13 protein-coding genes are annotated in these 15170 nt (G+C 63.2%); 6 read left to right on the plus strand and 7 right to left on the minus strand.

Going from position 1 to position 15170, the window contains the following annotated elements; all coding sequences use genetic code 11:
- Window positions 1-297 precede the first annotated feature (297 nt).
- From ACIP02_RS26995 to ACIP02_RS27005, 3 genes are all read left to right on the plus strand, one after another.
- Entirely contained in the window at window positions 298-498 is a 201-nt protein-coding gene (locus ACIP02_RS26995; protein ID WP_201207444.1) for a DUF1289 domain-containing protein, read from the plus strand.
- A gap of 50 nt (window positions 499-548) precedes the next feature.
- Complete coding sequence (locus ACIP02_RS27000) at window positions 549-1190, plus strand: LysE family translocator (RefSeq protein WP_400622819.1); 642 nt, start codon at window positions 549-551, stop codon at window positions 1188-1190.
- A 164-nt stretch (window positions 1191-1354) separates the two neighbouring features.
- A complete protein-coding gene (locus ACIP02_RS27005; RefSeq protein ID WP_400622821.1) occupies window positions 1355-2143 on the plus strand; it encodes a substrate-binding periplasmic protein in 789 nt (262 codons plus the stop codon).
- Window positions 2144-2283: 140 nt separating this feature from the next.
- Here the strand turns inward: ACIP02_RS27005 and ACIP02_RS27010 are convergent, their stop codons facing one another.
- The 4 genes from ACIP02_RS27010 to ACIP02_RS27025 form a co-directional block, all read right to left on the minus strand.
- Window positions 2284-3072 carry an ABC transporter ATP-binding protein gene (locus ACIP02_RS27010; protein WP_400622823.1) on the minus strand — a complete coding sequence of 263 codons (789 nt, stop codon included), beginning with the start codon at window positions 3070-3072 and terminating at the stop codon, window positions 2284-2286.
- Window positions 3066-4061, minus strand: a complete 996-nt coding sequence (locus ACIP02_RS27015) for an ABC transporter permease (protein WP_400622825.1) — start codon at window positions 4059-4061, stop codon at window positions 3066-3068. The genes ACIP02_RS27010 and ACIP02_RS27015 overlap by 7 nt, the downstream gene beginning before the upstream one ends.
- On the minus strand, window positions 4042-5112 hold the full coding sequence (locus tag ACIP02_RS27020; RefSeq protein WP_400622827.1) for an ABC transporter substrate-binding protein: 1071 nt from the start codon (window positions 5110-5112) through the stop codon (window positions 4042-4044). Before ACIP02_RS27020 ends, ACIP02_RS27015 begins: the two co-directional genes overlap by 20 nt.
- Before the next feature lie 218 nt (window positions 5113-5330).
- A complete protein-coding gene (locus ACIP02_RS27025; protein ID WP_400622829.1) occupies window positions 5331-6704 on the minus strand; it encodes an 8-oxoguanine deaminase in 1374 nt (457 codons plus the stop codon).
- A 195-nt stretch (window positions 6705-6899) separates the two neighbouring features.
- Here ACIP02_RS27025 and ACIP02_RS27030 point away from each other — a divergent pair, with 195 nt between their 5' ends.
- On the plus strand, window positions 6900-8111 hold the full coding sequence (locus ACIP02_RS27030) for an MFS transporter (protein WP_400622831.1): 1212 nt from the start codon (window positions 6900-6902) through the stop codon (window positions 8109-8111).
- Here the strand turns inward: ACIP02_RS27030 and ACIP02_RS27035 are convergent.
- From ACIP02_RS27035 to ACIP02_RS27045, 3 genes are all read right to left on the minus strand, one after another.
- Window positions 8081-9016 carry a LysR substrate-binding domain-containing protein gene (locus tag ACIP02_RS27035; RefSeq protein ID WP_400622833.1) on the minus strand — a complete coding sequence of 312 codons (936 nt, stop codon included), beginning with the start codon at window positions 9014-9016 and terminating at the stop codon, window positions 8081-8083. The two genes, ACIP02_RS27030 and ACIP02_RS27035, sit on opposite strands and share 31 nt — an antisense overlap.
- Before the next feature lie 186 nt (window positions 9017-9202).
- Window positions 9203-10783, minus strand: a complete 1581-nt coding sequence (locus tag ACIP02_RS27040) for an aldehyde dehydrogenase (NADP(+)) (protein WP_400622835.1) — start codon at window positions 10781-10783, stop codon at window positions 9203-9205.
- Window positions 10784-11046: 263 nt separating this feature from the next.
- A complete protein-coding gene (locus ACIP02_RS27045; protein ID WP_400622837.1) occupies window positions 11047-12441 on the minus strand; it encodes an APC family permease in 1395 nt (464 codons plus the stop codon).
- A 280-nt stretch (window positions 12442-12721) separates the two neighbouring features.
- On the opposite strand from ACIP02_RS27045, the gene ACIP02_RS27050 reads away from it, so the two are divergent.
- Window positions 12722-13564: a LuxR C-terminal-related transcriptional regulator gene (locus ACIP02_RS27050; protein ID WP_400622839.1), complete on the plus strand. Its 843-nt coding sequence runs from the start codon at window positions 12722-12724 to the stop codon at window positions 13562-13564.
- A 42-nt stretch (window positions 13565-13606) separates the two neighbouring features.
- Window positions 13607-14989 carry an aspartate aminotransferase family protein gene (locus ACIP02_RS27055; RefSeq protein WP_400622841.1) on the plus strand — a complete coding sequence of 461 codons (1383 nt, stop codon included), beginning with the start codon at window positions 13607-13609 and terminating at the stop codon, window positions 14987-14989.
- The last annotated feature ends 181 nt before the right edge of the window (window positions 14990-15170 follow it).

Here is a 15170-nt window from a genome sequence, read left to right on the forward strand (position 1 = left end):
ATTAGCGTTACGCGCTCTTCGATGGTCAAGTGGGTGTAGTGAGTAGTCATGCAGCACCTTACCTCGGGTGTTGCACTTGGTCACTGAGACCGCCATACTAATGATACAATTCTCCATGAGCAGCGTACTGAAATTGCAAGGCTAAATAGTGAGAACCTGAAATTGATTGCTGAAAACAAGCAGATCAGGTCAGAAAACAAAGCACTTATTAATAAAGTGAGCAGCCTGCTTGGCGGCGATCAGGTAGGTTGAACCTGCTTGGGGTAACCCTTTCTAAGAAACAGTTTTGGACCAGCCTTGGCTAAAGACATCGACAACCCCTGCGTTTCGCTCTGCCAGCTCAACAGTGAGCTGTGCGTAAGCTGCGGCCGCACACGTGACGAAATCCGCAAGTGGCGGGGCATGAAGCGCCCCGAAAAGATGGCCACCGTGCAACGGGCGGCTACGCGTATGAAGGCTATCGCCAAGAAGGTGGCCAAGCGGCAGAATGCCGACTGAGCCTGCGTGCGATGCACGCAACCCGTCCAGATTGTCTGATGAGCATGAAAATGGATTCTCACTCGCTGTTTGCCTTTACCCTGGTTGCCGCCATTGCGATTGCCAGCCCCGGTCCCGCCACACTGATGGCCATCAACAACAGCATCGCCCATGGCCAGCGCAGCGCGATCTGGTCGTCGCTGGGCAATGGCACGGGGCTGTTCTGCCTGTCGGCGGCAGCCATGCTGGGTTTGGGCGCGCTGCTGGCCAGCTCGGAAATGCTGTTCAATGCCGTGAAGATCCTGGGGGCGGGCTACCTGTTCTACCTGGGCGCGCGGCAGTTGCTGAAGAAAAGCCCGATGCTCGAGCCGGGCGCTGCCGAAGGGGTGGCCAAGGTGCGGCCTACGCCCCTGAAGCTGTTCAAGTCAGCCTTCCTTACCGCGGTGACCAACCCCAAGGCGACCATGTTCTTTACTGCGCTGTTTCCGCAGTTCATTGACCAAGGGGCGGCATTGCTGCCGCAGTTTCTGACCCTGACCGGGATTTTCGTGGGGCTATCGCTGACTTCGCTGAGCCTGTATGCGGCCCTGGCGGCGCGGGCTAAAGGTGTGCTGACCCGGCCGTCGCTGTCGCGTTGGGTAAGCCGGGTGGTAGGCACGACGTTTATCGGCTTTGGCGCGGCGATTCTGGCGATGCGCCGGCAGGGGGCTTGAGCGGCCCCGGCTTTTTCTGGCCGATGAAAGGCCGGCCCTTCGTTCATTGATGGTCCAGACTGTCTTGATGCGAGTACCGATGTTTGCTGCAGTCGACCACGGGAGGTGGAGGCCTTTGGCCGCCACGCCGGGTCGGCGTCGGTTACATGTGGCGAGGGTCGTAGATGATCGAGCGTTGCTTGCGCCACGCGTTGTGCCTGTTGTGCCTGTTGCTGCTGCCTCTGGCGGCGGTAGCGGATGATGCATGCCGACGGTTGACCGCCACCGGCAACCCCGAATACCCCCCCTATCTGTGGCGTGACCCACAAAACCCTCAGCAACTCATCGGCGCCAATGCCGACTTGCTCAAGTACCTTGGCAGGCAGTTGGGGCTGGAAATCGAGATGGTCTACGGCGGCCCGTGGTCGCGAGCTCAGGAAGAGGTGCGCACCGGGCGGATCGACCTACTGGCCGGGTATTTCCTGACCCGAGTGCGTACACAGCAGATGGACTTTATCGCCCCGCCATTCCTGCATACCCCCAGCGTGGTCTGGGTGCGCCAGGACAATGCCTTTGCCTACCGGCAATGGGCCGACCTCAAGGGCCGCAAGGGTGGAACCCTGGTCAACAACAGCCACGGGCAGCAGTTCGATGAATACGCCCAGGCCAATCTCACCCTCGAAGCGGTACCCGGTGCCCGGCAGGCGTTCGAGAAACTGACGCACAAACGGAGCGATTACGTGGTGTACGAGCAGTACCCCGGCATGGCATTGGCACGAACGTTGGGCATTAGCGGTACTGTGCAGGTGTTGCAGCCGCCGGTGTCCAGTGAAGGGCTGTACCTGGCGATTTCGCATGAATCGCCGTGCAACCAGCCGCAGCTGCGTGAGGCGCTGGCCCGGGAAATGGCGAAAATCGTGAGTGGGGCATTGCCCGAGCAGCTGCTGAAGCAGAATTTGGAACGCTGGCAATAGCAGCCTGTACGCGCACCCTTTTAGGCGCTCACCCGGCCTTTCAGGGCTGCGCTATCGCGCAGGGAGCTCTGCTCGCAAGCCTGGCCCTTTCGCGGGTAAACCCACTCTTGCGACCACCCATGGTCGGCGGGGCAGCCTCTTCACCAATCCCGCCCCTGGCCCAGCAACTCCAGCGCATGCTGACGCAACTCGAGCAACTGCGGGTCATCCCTATGCCGTGGGTAGCCTTGCTCAATTTTCAACTCGGCCAGCACCCGCGCCGGCCGTGGCGAAAAAACCAGCACCCGATCACACAGCAACAGTGCCTCTTCCACATCATGGGTCACCAGCAGCGAACTGTAGCCTTGCTGCTGCCACAACCTGATCAGCTCCCCCTGCATGGCGATACGTGTCAGCGAGTCGAGCTTGCCCAACGGCTCGTCAAGCAGCAGCAGGCGCGGCTGGTTGATCAGCGCCCGGGCCAGCGCCACACGCTGGGCCATGCCGCCAGACAACTGGCGCGGGTAGGCATTGCGAAACTGCAGCAGGCCGACTTTGTGCAACGTCTCATCCACCCGCTGGCGCTGTGCCTTGAGCTGGCCGCGCGCCTGCAGGCCAAGGGCAACGTTGTCCCACACGTTGCGCCACGGGTACAGGGTCGGGTCCTGAAACACCAGCACCCGCGAGTGGTGTGGGCTGCCGACGGCTTGGCCGTCCGCCAGCAGGCTGCCGCGCTGCACGGTTTCCAGGCCGGCAATCAGCCGTAGCAGGGTGGACTTGCCGCAACCGGAAGGGCCGATCAGGGCAACGCTCTCGCCAGGCGCCAGTTGCAGGTCGACCTTATCCAGCACGGGCAAGCGCTCGCTGCCCAGTTCAAAAGCGTGGCTCAGCCCACGAATATCCAGCGCCATGCCCGTTTCCGCGGCCAAGGTGTGCGCGACACTTACCATTTCACGGCTCCTTTCTGCCACGACAACACACGGTCACGCACCACGAACAGCAGCGTGATCAACCCCGAGCACAGCAGCGCCATGACCAGCAGCGCCGCGTACATGTTGGCGTAGGCCGCCCAGCCCTGGGCCCATTGCAAGTACCAGCCAAGGCCCGCCTTGACCCCCATCATCTCGGCCACCACCAGCACCGAGAATGACGCCCCCAGCCCCATGAACAAACCGACGAACACATACGGCAGGGCAGCAGGTATCGCCACCCGCCAGACCAGGAAGCGCCCGCTGGCGCCCAAGGTGCGCGCCACTTCGTAATAGGCCTTGTCCACGCTGGCCACCCCGGACCAGGTCAGCACCGTAACCGGGAACCAGGTGGCCAGGGCAATCAGGAACACGCTGGCGCTCCAGCTGGATGGAAAGAAGAAAAAGCAGATCGGCAGCAGCGCCGTCGATGGCACTGGCCCGAGGATGCGCAGTACCGGGTGCACCCAATAACCGATGCGGTGTGACCAGCCAATCGCCACACCGGCGATAAACCCGGCAATGCCACCGATGACCACGCCGTTGAGCAGCAACCACAATGAATGCAGCAAGCTTTCGCCAAGCCGTGCCCAGTCATCGACGAACACTTCGATCAACGCCTGGGGTGGTGCGAAGAACGGCACCGGCAGCAGTACCACCTTAGCCGTGACCAATACCCAAAGGCCTAACAGCAGCGGCAGCGCGGCCAGCCAGGCACCTGCCGGGCGCAACCGCCGAACCAGGCGCCGGCATGCGCCGGGCAACAGGGCGATCAGCGCCAACAAGACACCTGTGCCAGCAGCGGCAAATGCCAGCTCGCGGGTGAAAGGCCACGGCTTGCCACCGTCCGGATAGAGCAGCGTGAACAGGGCAAAGGCGACCCAGGCCAGCGCGGCCACCAGGCCTCCACGCCATACGGTGAAGCTGGCTACTTTGGCTGTATGACTTTGCTCAAGCGAATACGTCGGCATGCACGCCCTCCGCAAATTCCAGCGGGTCGGTCCGTGGGCGCAACACCTCGATGTTCTTCAGGTCACGGGCGTAGACGGCAATTTCCTTCACGAAGGTATTGCCCACCGAGTAATAGCCGTGGCTGTGCTCGGTGAGGATGGCGCGCACTTCTTCCTTCGAGGTGTTGATGGCGAACTTGAGGAATTCTTCAGCCACTGCATCGGGGTTGTGCGATGCCCAGGCGTGCGCCTGCAGGATCGAGTGGGTGATGGCTGCGGCCACGGGCGTGTCGTCGCGCGCCAGTTGGCCGCTGACACCCACCACGCAGCAGCTCATGTTGGCGTAATCCTCGATCATGTTGGTGGCCAGTTCGCGAAAGCCTGGTTGCTGCTTGACCCGATACATCAGCGGGTCGGAGCCGCTGGCCGCCTGGATCTCACCCTTTTGCAAAGCAACGCTCAGCAGGTCGATCGGGTAGACCCGCCAGGTCACATCGCGAACCGGGTCGACACCATGGCGCTTGAGCATCAGCGAGAAGAAGTTCTTGTCGGCGGCTGCCATGTCGGTGACACCAATGGTGGTGCCTTTCAAGGCCGCGAAATCCTGCGGGCCGCCGTCCAGCGTCAGCAGGCGTAGGCAGCCGCCGTGAGTGCCGGCGGTAAGTTTGACATCAAAGCCTTGCTCGAGCGCTTTCAGCCAGCGCAGTGCCATGCCAGTGGCAGCGTCGGCCTTGCCCGTGGCCATCGATTCCAGCAGTACCTCGGTGGAGTTACCGAAGTTGACGAACTCCACGTCGAGGTTGTGGCGCTTGAAGATACCCTGGCTGTCGGCCACGGCCACCGGTGCCAGGCACACGGCATTAAGGTTGGTCGCCAACCTGACCTTGCGTGGTTCGGGCAGCACCCAACGGTTGCTGTCCAGGTCCAGGCCACTGCCGACCGGCTGCGCGGCATGGCCGCTGTGGGCGGCGTGACTGCTGTCGGCGAAGGCCAGGCGGCCGAACAAGCTGGCCGCCGTGGCCGTGCCCGCCAGGGCCAGCAGTTTACGGCGGTTGAGTGAAGCGATGGGCATGGCGCCTCCATGTGCAATCAGGGGGCAGGCACCACGTGGTCGGGTAGCGTGCGGATAAAACCGGCAGCTTGAGGCCGGCACAATGGGCTAGACAGTAAAGGGTTTCTGAAGAAGTGCAAAATTCAATTTAGGTATAACTTAATATGCAAATAGTGCATTTAAAGAATGGCTTGCCCGGGTCTGCAGCAGGAGGCGGGCTGCACAGCAGCCCGGGTAGATCAGGCTTCGCTGACCAATTGGTGAGCCAGCTGGTTATGACGCTCCAGCACGCGTGGCAGGTCGACGGTGGCCAACTGCCCGTCCTTGACCACCACGCGGCCGTTGATCACGCTGGTGTGCACTTGGGTCGGGGTGCAGAACACCAGTGCCGCCAACGGGTCGTGCAGGCCACCGGCATAGGCCACATGGCCGAGGTCGAAGGCGACGAAGTCGGCGACCATGCCCGGGGCCAGGGCCCCGATGTCATTGCGGTTAAGCACCTTGGCGCCGCCCAGGGTGGCAATTTCCAGTGCCTCGCGCGCGGTCATGGCGTCAGGGCCGAAACCCACCCGCTGCAGCAGCAGGGCCTGGCGCACTTCGCCGATCATGCTGGCGCCGTCGTTGGATGCCGAACCGTCGACCCCCAGGCCAACCGGCACCCCGTGGTCACGCATCTTGCGCACCGGGGCGATGCCGGAGGCCAGGCGCATGTTCGAGCACGGGCAGTGGGCGACACCGGTGCCGGTACGGGCAAACAGCTCGATGCCATGCTGGTCGAGTTGCACGCAGTGGGCGTGCCAGACGTCGTGGCCGACCCAGCCGAGGTCTTCGGCGTACTCGGCCGGGGTCATGCCGAACTTTTCGCGGCTGTAGGCGATGTCGTTGACATTCTCGGCCAGGTGCGTGTGCAACGACACACCATACTGGCGCGCCAGCACGGCGGCTTCGCGCATCAGGTCGCGGCTGACCGAGAACGGCGAGCAGGGCGCTACCACAATGCGGCGCATCGAGCCGTGGCTGGCGTCGTGGTAGTCCTCGATCAGGCGCTGCGACTCCTTGAGGATGTCGGCTTCCTTTTCCACCACCGAGTCAGGCGGCAGGCCACCCTGGCTCTGGCCCACGCTCATGCTGCCGCGTGCGGCGTGGAAGCGCATGCCGATTTCGGCGGCGGCATGGATGCTGTCGTCGAGCTTGCAGCCGTTGGGGTAGATGTACAGGTGGTCGCTGGAGGTGGTGCAGCCGGACAGGATCAGCTCGGCCATGGCGGTTTGGGTCGACACCGCGATCATTTCCGGGGTCAGGCGCGCCCAGATCGGGTACAGGTTGGTCAGCCAGTTGAACAGCTCACCGTCCTGAGCCGCTGGCACCACACGGGTGAGGCTCTGGTACATGTGGTGGTGGGTGTTGACCAGGCCCGGGATGACCACCTTGCCGGCCATGTCCAGCACCACGTCGGCATGCTGCGGCAGGGTATCGCTGGGGCCGACCTGCTTGATCAGGTTGTCTTCGATGTACAGGCCACCGTTCTTGATCTCACGGCGTTCGCCGTCCATGGTGACCAGAAGTGCGGCGTTCTTGACGAGGAGGGTTTTCTTGCGGGTTGCAGATGACATGGCTAAAGCCCGTCGCAATACGCATCGGCGTTTACCGAGGTCGTAGGCGAGCGCTTATGTAATCAGGATTCTTCAAAGTTGTATACATTGCCTTGTGATTCATGAATCCTGGTCATTTAATTGATGAAATATCACCAAAAATAGGAATTAGTTTTATCAATAGACTGGCAGCCTCTTTTCCTGGAGCCTGTCTTGATGTCTGTCCACGAACCCAGCCCCGAAGCTGCAACTGCTGGCCGAAACGTTGCAATCAGCATCGCCATCCTGGCCTTCTCGGCCTTTCTGATCGTCACCACCGAATTTCTGATCGTCGGGTTGCTGCCCGCGCTAAGCCACGACCTGGGAATTTCGATCTCGGTAGCGGGCCAGCTGGTCACGCTGTTTGCGTTTACCGTCATGCTTGCCGGCCCTGCCTTGACCGCTGCACTGGCGCATCTGGATCGCAAGCGGTTGTTCATTACCATCCTGCTGGTGTTTGCCGCAGCCAATGCGCTGGCTGCGGCATCGAGCAGTTTTTGGGTGCTGGCCATTGCGCGGGTGATTCCGGCACTGGCATTGCCGGTGTTCTGGGGCACGGCCAGCGAAACGGCCGGGCACCTGGCTGGGCGTGACAAAGCGGGGCAGGCCATCTCCAAGGTGTACCTGGGCATCTCGGCGGCCATGCTGCTGGGCATTCCGCTGGGTACCGTGGCGGCCAATGCCGTCGGCTGGCGAGGCGCGTTCTGGATACTGGCGGCGCTGTCGCTGCTGATGGCGCTGGCCATGTGGGTGTGGATGCCGCAAGTCGCCCGCACGGCAAAAATCGATTTCATGCAGCAGGCGCGCATTTTCAAGGAGCGCTACTTTCTCGCCAATGTGCTGCTGTCGGTGGTGGTATTCACCGCGATGTTCACCGGCTACACCTACCTGGCCGATCTGCTGCAGCGGGTTGCGGGCGTCGCACCGGCACATACCGGCTGGTGGCTGATGGGCTTTGGCGCCGTCGGCCTGCTTGGCAACTGGATCGGCGGGCGCGCAGTGGACCGTTCACCACTCAGGGCGACGGTGCTGTTCCTGCTGTTGCTGGCCATTGGCATGGCGGCGCTGGTGCCGCTGGCAGGTGCCGGCCTGGCATTCTGCCTGGCACTGGCCGTGTGGGGCATTGCCAACACGGCGCTGTACCCGGTCAGCCAGGTGCGGGTAATGAGTTCGGTGACGCATGCCCAGGCCTTGGCCGGCACCACCAATGTGTCGGCGGCCAACGCCGGTATTGGCTTAGGCGCCGTGCTTGGCGGCATGACCATCCCAGGCTTGGGTATCGAGTACCTGGGTTACGTGGCCGCAGGTGTCGCACTGCTGGCGCTGGGCCTGGTGCCGATGGTCAGCCGCCTTGCCCGTCAGCCTGCTGCGCTGGTTCGGGTGCCGTGAGGCGCCAAGCGGGGTAGCAGGTAGTCGAGCAAGGCGCGCACCTTGGGTAACCCTTCGCGGCTTTTCAGCCACACCAGGTTCATCGGCAGGCCGTCGGTGGCCAGCGCCGGCAATACCTCCACCAGCTGCCCCTGGTCGAGGTGTTGCTGGGTTAACCAGGTGGGCAACTGGCCGATGCCATGGCCGGCCAGTACGGCTGCAACTTCCCCCTCGCCATCGCCCACTGCGATGCGCGGCTGCACGGTGCGTCGTTCCATCTCGCCAGGTTGGCGACCCTTGAAGAACCAGGGGCTGACCATGCCGTCGGTGTGGCCATAACCGACGCAGTGATGGTGTTCCAGGTCGCGCTCGTCTTGTGGCACGCCATGTTTTTCCAGGTAGCTGGGGGCGGCACAGAACATCAGGCGTTGGGCACCGAAGTACTGGTGGCCGAGTGCGGCCGGCCAGGCATCCGGGCCACCGATGCGCACGACGATATCGATACCCTCGTGCACCGGGTCGACGAAGCGGTCGGAAAACGACACATGCGGCTGCAATAGCGGGTGCAGGCGGATGAAGTCGAGGATCAGTGGCAGCACATGCAGGCGACCGTAGGAGGCGGGCAGTTCGATGCGGACTTTGCCGTGGGGTTGGTTATCGCTGGCGACCAGTGCGTGCTCGGCCTCTTCCAGGTCAGCCAGCACCGAGGTGCAGGTACGGTAGAACACCACGCCCGCCTCGCTGAGTGACAGGCTGCGGGTGGTGCGGTTGAACAGGCGTGCGCCCAGGCGAGCCTCGAGCCCGGCCACGCTCTTGCTGATGGCCGAGCTGGTGAGGTTGAGCCGCTCGGCAGCTGCGGTGAAGCTGCCCAGGTCAGCGACGGCGACGAAGACATCGATGCCTTTGAGGCGTTCAGAGGAGTACATGGCGGCCTTTTGATGAATTGAGTTCCAGTGTCAGTGAAGCCTATTGAATGCTGACAAGGAATATTCATCAATGGTGTGTACCTGTGCCGGCCTATTCGCGGGTAAACCCGCTCCTACACAGACAGTGCAAGCTGTAGGAGCGGGTTTACCCGCGAAGAGGCCCGCACAGGCTACCTCAACACCGGATCAAACCGCCTCACGGCTACTAACCCCATCCACCAACCGCGCAATCCCCAGCGGGTTGGCGCTTTTCAGTGCATCTGGCAGCAGCGCATCCGGGTAGTTCTGGAAGCACACCGGGCGCAGGAAACGATCAATGGCCAGGGTGCCGACAGAAGTGCCACGGGCATCGGACGTGGCCGGGTAAGGCCCGCCATGCACCATCGCATCGCTTACCTCAACGCCCGTCGGGTAGCCATTCAACAGCAGGCGCCCGGCCTTGCGTTCCAGCAGCGGCACCAAAGTGGAAAAGGCATTCAGGTCATCAGGCTCGGCAATCAGCGTGGCCGTCAGCTGGCCTTGCAGTTGGCGCAGGGCTTCGGCCAATTGCTGTGCGTCGGCCACTTCTACCACCACGGTAGTCGGGCCGAACACTTCTTCCTGCAGCAGCGGGTCGCCGTTCAGCAGCAGGCTCACGTCTGCCTTGAACAGCTGTGGCTGGGCCTGATTACTGCTTTGCGGCTGCCCGGCCAGGTGCTCAATGCCCGGGTGCGCCAGCAGGTGCTGCACACCGTTCTGGTAGCTGCGCAGGGTGCCGGCGTTGAGCATGGTTTGTGGCCCTTGATCGGCCATGCGTGCCACCAGCGTGTGCACAAACTGCTCGAACTGCGGCGACTTGATGCCCACCACCAGGCCCGGGTTGGTGCAGAACTGCCCGCAACCCATGACCACCGAGGCGGCCAGCTCGCTGGCCACTTGCTCACCGCGCGCCTGAAGCGCCTGCGGCAGCACGAGCACCGGGTTGATGCTGCTCATTTCGGCAAATACCGGGATGGGTTGCGGGCGCGCTGCGGCCATGTCGCACAGGGCGCGGCCACCGCGCAGCGAACCGGTAAAGCCGACCGCCTGAATGGCGGGGTGCTTGACCAGTGCTTCACCCACACCGGCACCGTAGATCATGTTGAACACGCCGGCTGGCATGTCGCTGCTGGCCACTGCGCGGTCGATGGCCGCCGCTACGTGGGCGGCAGTGAGCATGTGGCCGCTGTGGGCTTTGAATACTACCGGGCAGCCAGCGGCCAGTGCCGAGGCGGTGTCACCGCCAGCGGTAGAGAAGGCCAGCGGGAAGTTGCTGGCGCCGAACACGGCCACCGGGCCCACGCCGATGCGGTATTGGCGCAGGTCCGGGCGGGGCAATGGGGTGCGCTGGGGCAGGGCGCGGTCGATGCGGGCGCCGTAGAAGTCGCCACGGCGTACCACTTCGGCAAACAGGCGCAGCTGGTTGCTGGTGCGCGCGCGTTCGCCACGGATGCGTGCTTCGGGCAGTGCGGTTTCACGCATTACATGCTGAATGAAATCATCACCAAGGGCGTCCAGTTGGTTGGCGATGGCATCGAGAAAACCCGCACGCTGGGCCGGGCTGGTGCTGCGGTAGGCCGGGTAGGCCGCTTCGGCGGCCTGCACGGCGGCCTCGACTTCGTCGCCGGTCGCTTGGTGGAAGGCGTAGGGCAGAGGCTCGCCGCTGTGGGCGTCGACGCTGTTCAGCAGCACGTCACCGTTGCCGCTGAGCTGGCCGGCGATGTGGTTCAGGCGATGTTCGATGGACATTTCGTTTCCCGTTGGCAATGACAGTCGTTGGGCTGGGACTGTAGGCGGCTGACGGGGGGCTGAATAATGATTAATGCGGATCGGGTGATAACGCTTGGTTATCGCTTGGTTGGCGCAGATCACCACTTTGTGGGAGCGGCCTTGCGTCGCGAAAGGGCTGCAGAGCAGCCCCAGGGCTTCAGCACAGATGCACAATTAGCCGGGGCTGCTTTGCAGCCCTTTCGCGACGCAAGGCCGCTCCTACAGGGACCGCGCGGGCGTTCTCAATCGGCCATCTGCAACTCTGGCAGCTTCATCCGAAACGCTCGGGTCAGCCCCAGCAACACCAGCAGGCCCATGCCCATCCAGCACAGGCCGATGGTAAACGACAGGCTGGTCAGGCTGCTCCACAGCCACAACGTGCTGAGAAACCCCAGCCCGGGAATGGCGCCATACAGCAGCACGTTGCGGCCACCGCGTAGCTTCTGGTCGACCAGGTAGTGCTTGGCCACCGCCAGGTTCACCGCCGAAAAGGCGAACAGCGCGCCGAAGCTGATCATATTGGCCACAGTGTCAAGGGTGATGACCAAGGCGATCAGTGACAGCAGGCTGACCACCAGGATGGCCGTGGCCGGCACGCGCTTCTTCGTCACCAGTTGGCCGAACGCACGCGGTAATGCGCCGTCGCGGCCCATGGCGAACAACACCCGCGACACGCTGGCCTGGGACACCATGGCCGAGGCAAAGCACCCGGCGACGTAGGTGGCGGTGAAGGCGGTGACCAGCAGTTCGCCACCGACCCGGCGCATGACATCGACCGAGGCCGAATCCGGGTCGGCAAAGCTGCCCCAGTCGGGGAACACCATCTGAGCGCAGTACGACACCACCAGGAACAGCAGGCTGCCAATCAGCGACACGGCAAGGATCGCCACCGGAATGCGGTAGGTCGGGTTGCTGGTTTCCTCGGCCATGGTCGATACCGCATCAAAGCCCAGGAACGACAGGCACAGCACCGCTGCGCCGGTCATGATCAACGGCACGCTGAAACCTTCATGGTGGAACGGGGCCAGCAGCGACACCGGCTCCGCCTGGCCGCTGAGTTTGAGCACCGACAAGCTGACGAAGACGATGATGAATACCAGCTGCGCCACCACCAGGATCCAGTTGACCCGGGTGATCGACTCGATGCCGATCAGGTTGAGGAAGGTGACCAGGGCAATGGAACCTGCCACCCACACCCAGGCGTGGATGGCAGGGAAGTATTCCGACATGTAAATGCCGATCAGCAGGTAGCTGAGCAACGGCAGGAAGATGTAGTCGAGCAGCAGGGTCCAGCCGGTGATGAAGCCGATGTGGCTGCCGAAGGCCTTGCGTGTATAGGTGTAGACCGAGCCGGAGTAAGGGTGGGCCTGAACCATGCGACCGTAGCTGTAAGCGGTCAGCAGCATGGCGGCGAGGGTCAGGAGATAGGCGGTGGGCAGGTGCCCCTTGGTCATCTGGGTGACCAGCCCGTAGGTGGTGAACACGGCCAGTGGCACCATGTAGGCCAGGCCGAACAACACCAGGGCGGTCATGCTCATGGACTTGCGAAAGCGGCCGTTGGTGGCGCCGGGTTGCGAGGTTGCGGGCGAGGCGGTGCCATGTGCAGGGCGATGGGCTGTACTTGTTGTTGTATGCATTGCTAACTCCTGGAAAGGGATGCAGGACACCGCGGCAGGCGAGCAGGCTCGCTACCGGAGGGCGTTGTGCAAGGAGGTCGAGCGAAAGGCTCGCAGCGCTGGGGCGGGTTGATGCTCCCATACCCTGCCGGCACCCGGAATCACCCTTTGGGGTGAGCCCAGGCAGCCGCGAACGTGCTCACCCCAAAGGGTGATTTCGGTGTCGGCAATGCCATGGGAGTATCTGCTCAACAACGCACCGCACTGGCGGCGGTGCCTTACTTCATACGGCAGGCCGACAGTGACTAATCAATTGCTTTCAGAACAATGGTTCGAGCACCTGGCCAAGGTCACCGAGGCGATCGGCCGGCCAGGCTTTGCCGCCAACCTGTTTGCGGCACTGGGCGTGATCCGGCCGATCCAGGCCACCACGGTGTACCTGTACCCGCACGACGGCATGCCTTGCGCACTGTTCGAGCAGGACGACAAGGCGCCCTGGCAGCCCGAGGGCAACGTCAGCCGCTACCTGTCGGGCTTCTATCTGCTCGACCCGTTCTACGGCGCCTGCGTGGAGCAGGTCGAGTCTGGCTGCTACGGCCTGTTCGAGGTAGCGCCCGACCATTTCGAGGTCAGCGAGTACTACCAGTCGTTCTACCGCCATTCGCACCTGGAGGATGAGCTCAACTACATCCTGCAAGTGGCGCCGGGGCAGAGCCTGGCGGTGTCGTTGGCCTTCACCGACAAACTCGACCCGCAAAGCCGCGCGCTGTTCGGGCGCATCACGCCCTGGGTGCTGGCAGTGCTCAGCAAGCACTTTGCCGGGCTGGACAGCCGCGCCGGGCGCTTCGAGAACATCCTCGAACAACGCATCCATGCTGCGCTGAACAACTTCGGCAGCTCGTTGCTGACCGAGCGTGAATGCCGCATTGCCCAGCTGATTTTGCGCGGCCACTCGACCAAGTCACTGGCCGAGCGCCTGGGCGTGTCGGAAGACACCATCAAGTCGCACCGCAAGAACGTCTACGCCAAGCTCGACATCGGCACACAGTCCGAGCTGTTTTCCCTGTTCATCGACGCGCTGGCCAATGCCCAAGGCGTGCTGGGCAAGGACCCGCTGGAAAGCTACATGGGCAAGCTGCGCTGAATGCCGGCTGCCTTGCACCCCCACCGCAAAGGAAAACCAACAATGAACGCGCCTTTCGCCCCGCAACGCCAGACCCGTGACTACCAGGCAGCCGACGCCGCGCACCACATCCATGCCTTCCTCGACCAGAAGGCGCTTAACGCCGAAGGGCCGCGGGTGATCGTCGGTGGCGAACGCCTGCACCTGTGGGACAGCGAGGGCAAGCGCTACCTGGATGGCATGTCCGGCCTGTGGTGCACCCAACTGGGCTACGGCCGCCGCGACCTGACCGCCGCCGCTGCCACGCAGATGGACCAGTTGGCCTACTACAACATGTTCTTCCACACCACCCACCCGGCGGTGATCGAACTGTCCGAACTGCTGTTCAGCCTGCTGCCCGGGCACTACAGCCACGCGATCTACACCAACTCCGGCTCCGAGGCCAACGAGGTGCTGATCCGCACCGTGCGCCGCTACTGGCAGGTGGTCGGCCAGCCAAGCAAGAAAATCATGATCGGCCGCTGGAACGGTTACCACGGCTCGACCCTGGCGGCCACGGCGCTGGGCGGCATGAAGTTCATGCATGACATGGGCGGGCTGATCCCGGATGTGGCGCACATCGACGAGCCGTACTGGTATGCCGAAGGCGGCGAGCTGAGCCCGGCCGAGTTCGGCCGCCGCTGCGCCTTGCAGCTGGAAGAAAAGATCCTTGAGCTGGGCGCCGAAAACGTTGCTGGCTTCATAGCCGAGCCGTTCCAGGGCGCAGGCGGCATGATCTTCCCGCCGGAAAGCTACTGGCCGGAAATCCAGCGCATCTGCCGCCAGTACGACGTGCTGCTGTGTGCCGACGAGGTGATTGGTGGCTTTGGCCGCACTGGCGAGTGGTTTGCCCATGAGTACTTCGGCTTCGAGCCCGACACCCTGTCGATTGCCAAGGGCCTGACCAGCGGCTACGTGCCCATGGGCGGCCTGGTGCTGAGCAAGCGCATTGCCGAGGCGCTGGTGGAGCGGGGCGGGGTATTTGCCCACGGCCTGACCTATTCCGGCCACCCGGTGGCAGCGGCGGTGGCCATCGCCAACCTCAAAGCCCTGCGTGACGAAGGCATCGTGCGCCAGGTGAAGGACGACACCGGGCCGTACCTGCAGCGCATCCTGCGCGAGGTATTTGCCGACCACCCGTTGATCGGCCAGGTGCAGGGCGCCGGGCTGGTGGCGGCGCTGCAGTTCGCCGAGCACAAGCCGACACGCAAGCGCTTTGCCAACGAGAACGACCTGGCCTGGCAGTGCCGCACCTTCGGTTTCGAGGAAGGGGTGATCATCCGTTCGACCCTGGGGCGGATGATCATGGCCCCGGCCTTGATCGCCAACCACAGCGAGCTGGATGAACTGGTAGAGAAGACCCGCATTGCCGTGGACCGCACGGCGCGCCTGGTCGGCAAGCTGTAAAACTTTTGGGGGCGCTTTGCGCCCCATCGCGACACAAGGCCGCTCCTACAGGGACCGCGTTTGTCCGCTAATACGCGGTCCCCTGTAGGAGCGGCCTTGTGTCGCGAAAGGGCTGCAAAGCAGCCCCGGCGATCCACCTGTGGGGCGACGCCACTAACAAAAAATCTGCCCAAATGTTCAC

This window comes from Pseudomonas sp. NPDC089408, assembly GCF_044749445.1.
GTDB lineage: Bacteria > Pseudomonadota > Gammaproteobacteria > Pseudomonadales > Pseudomonadaceae > Aquipseudomonas.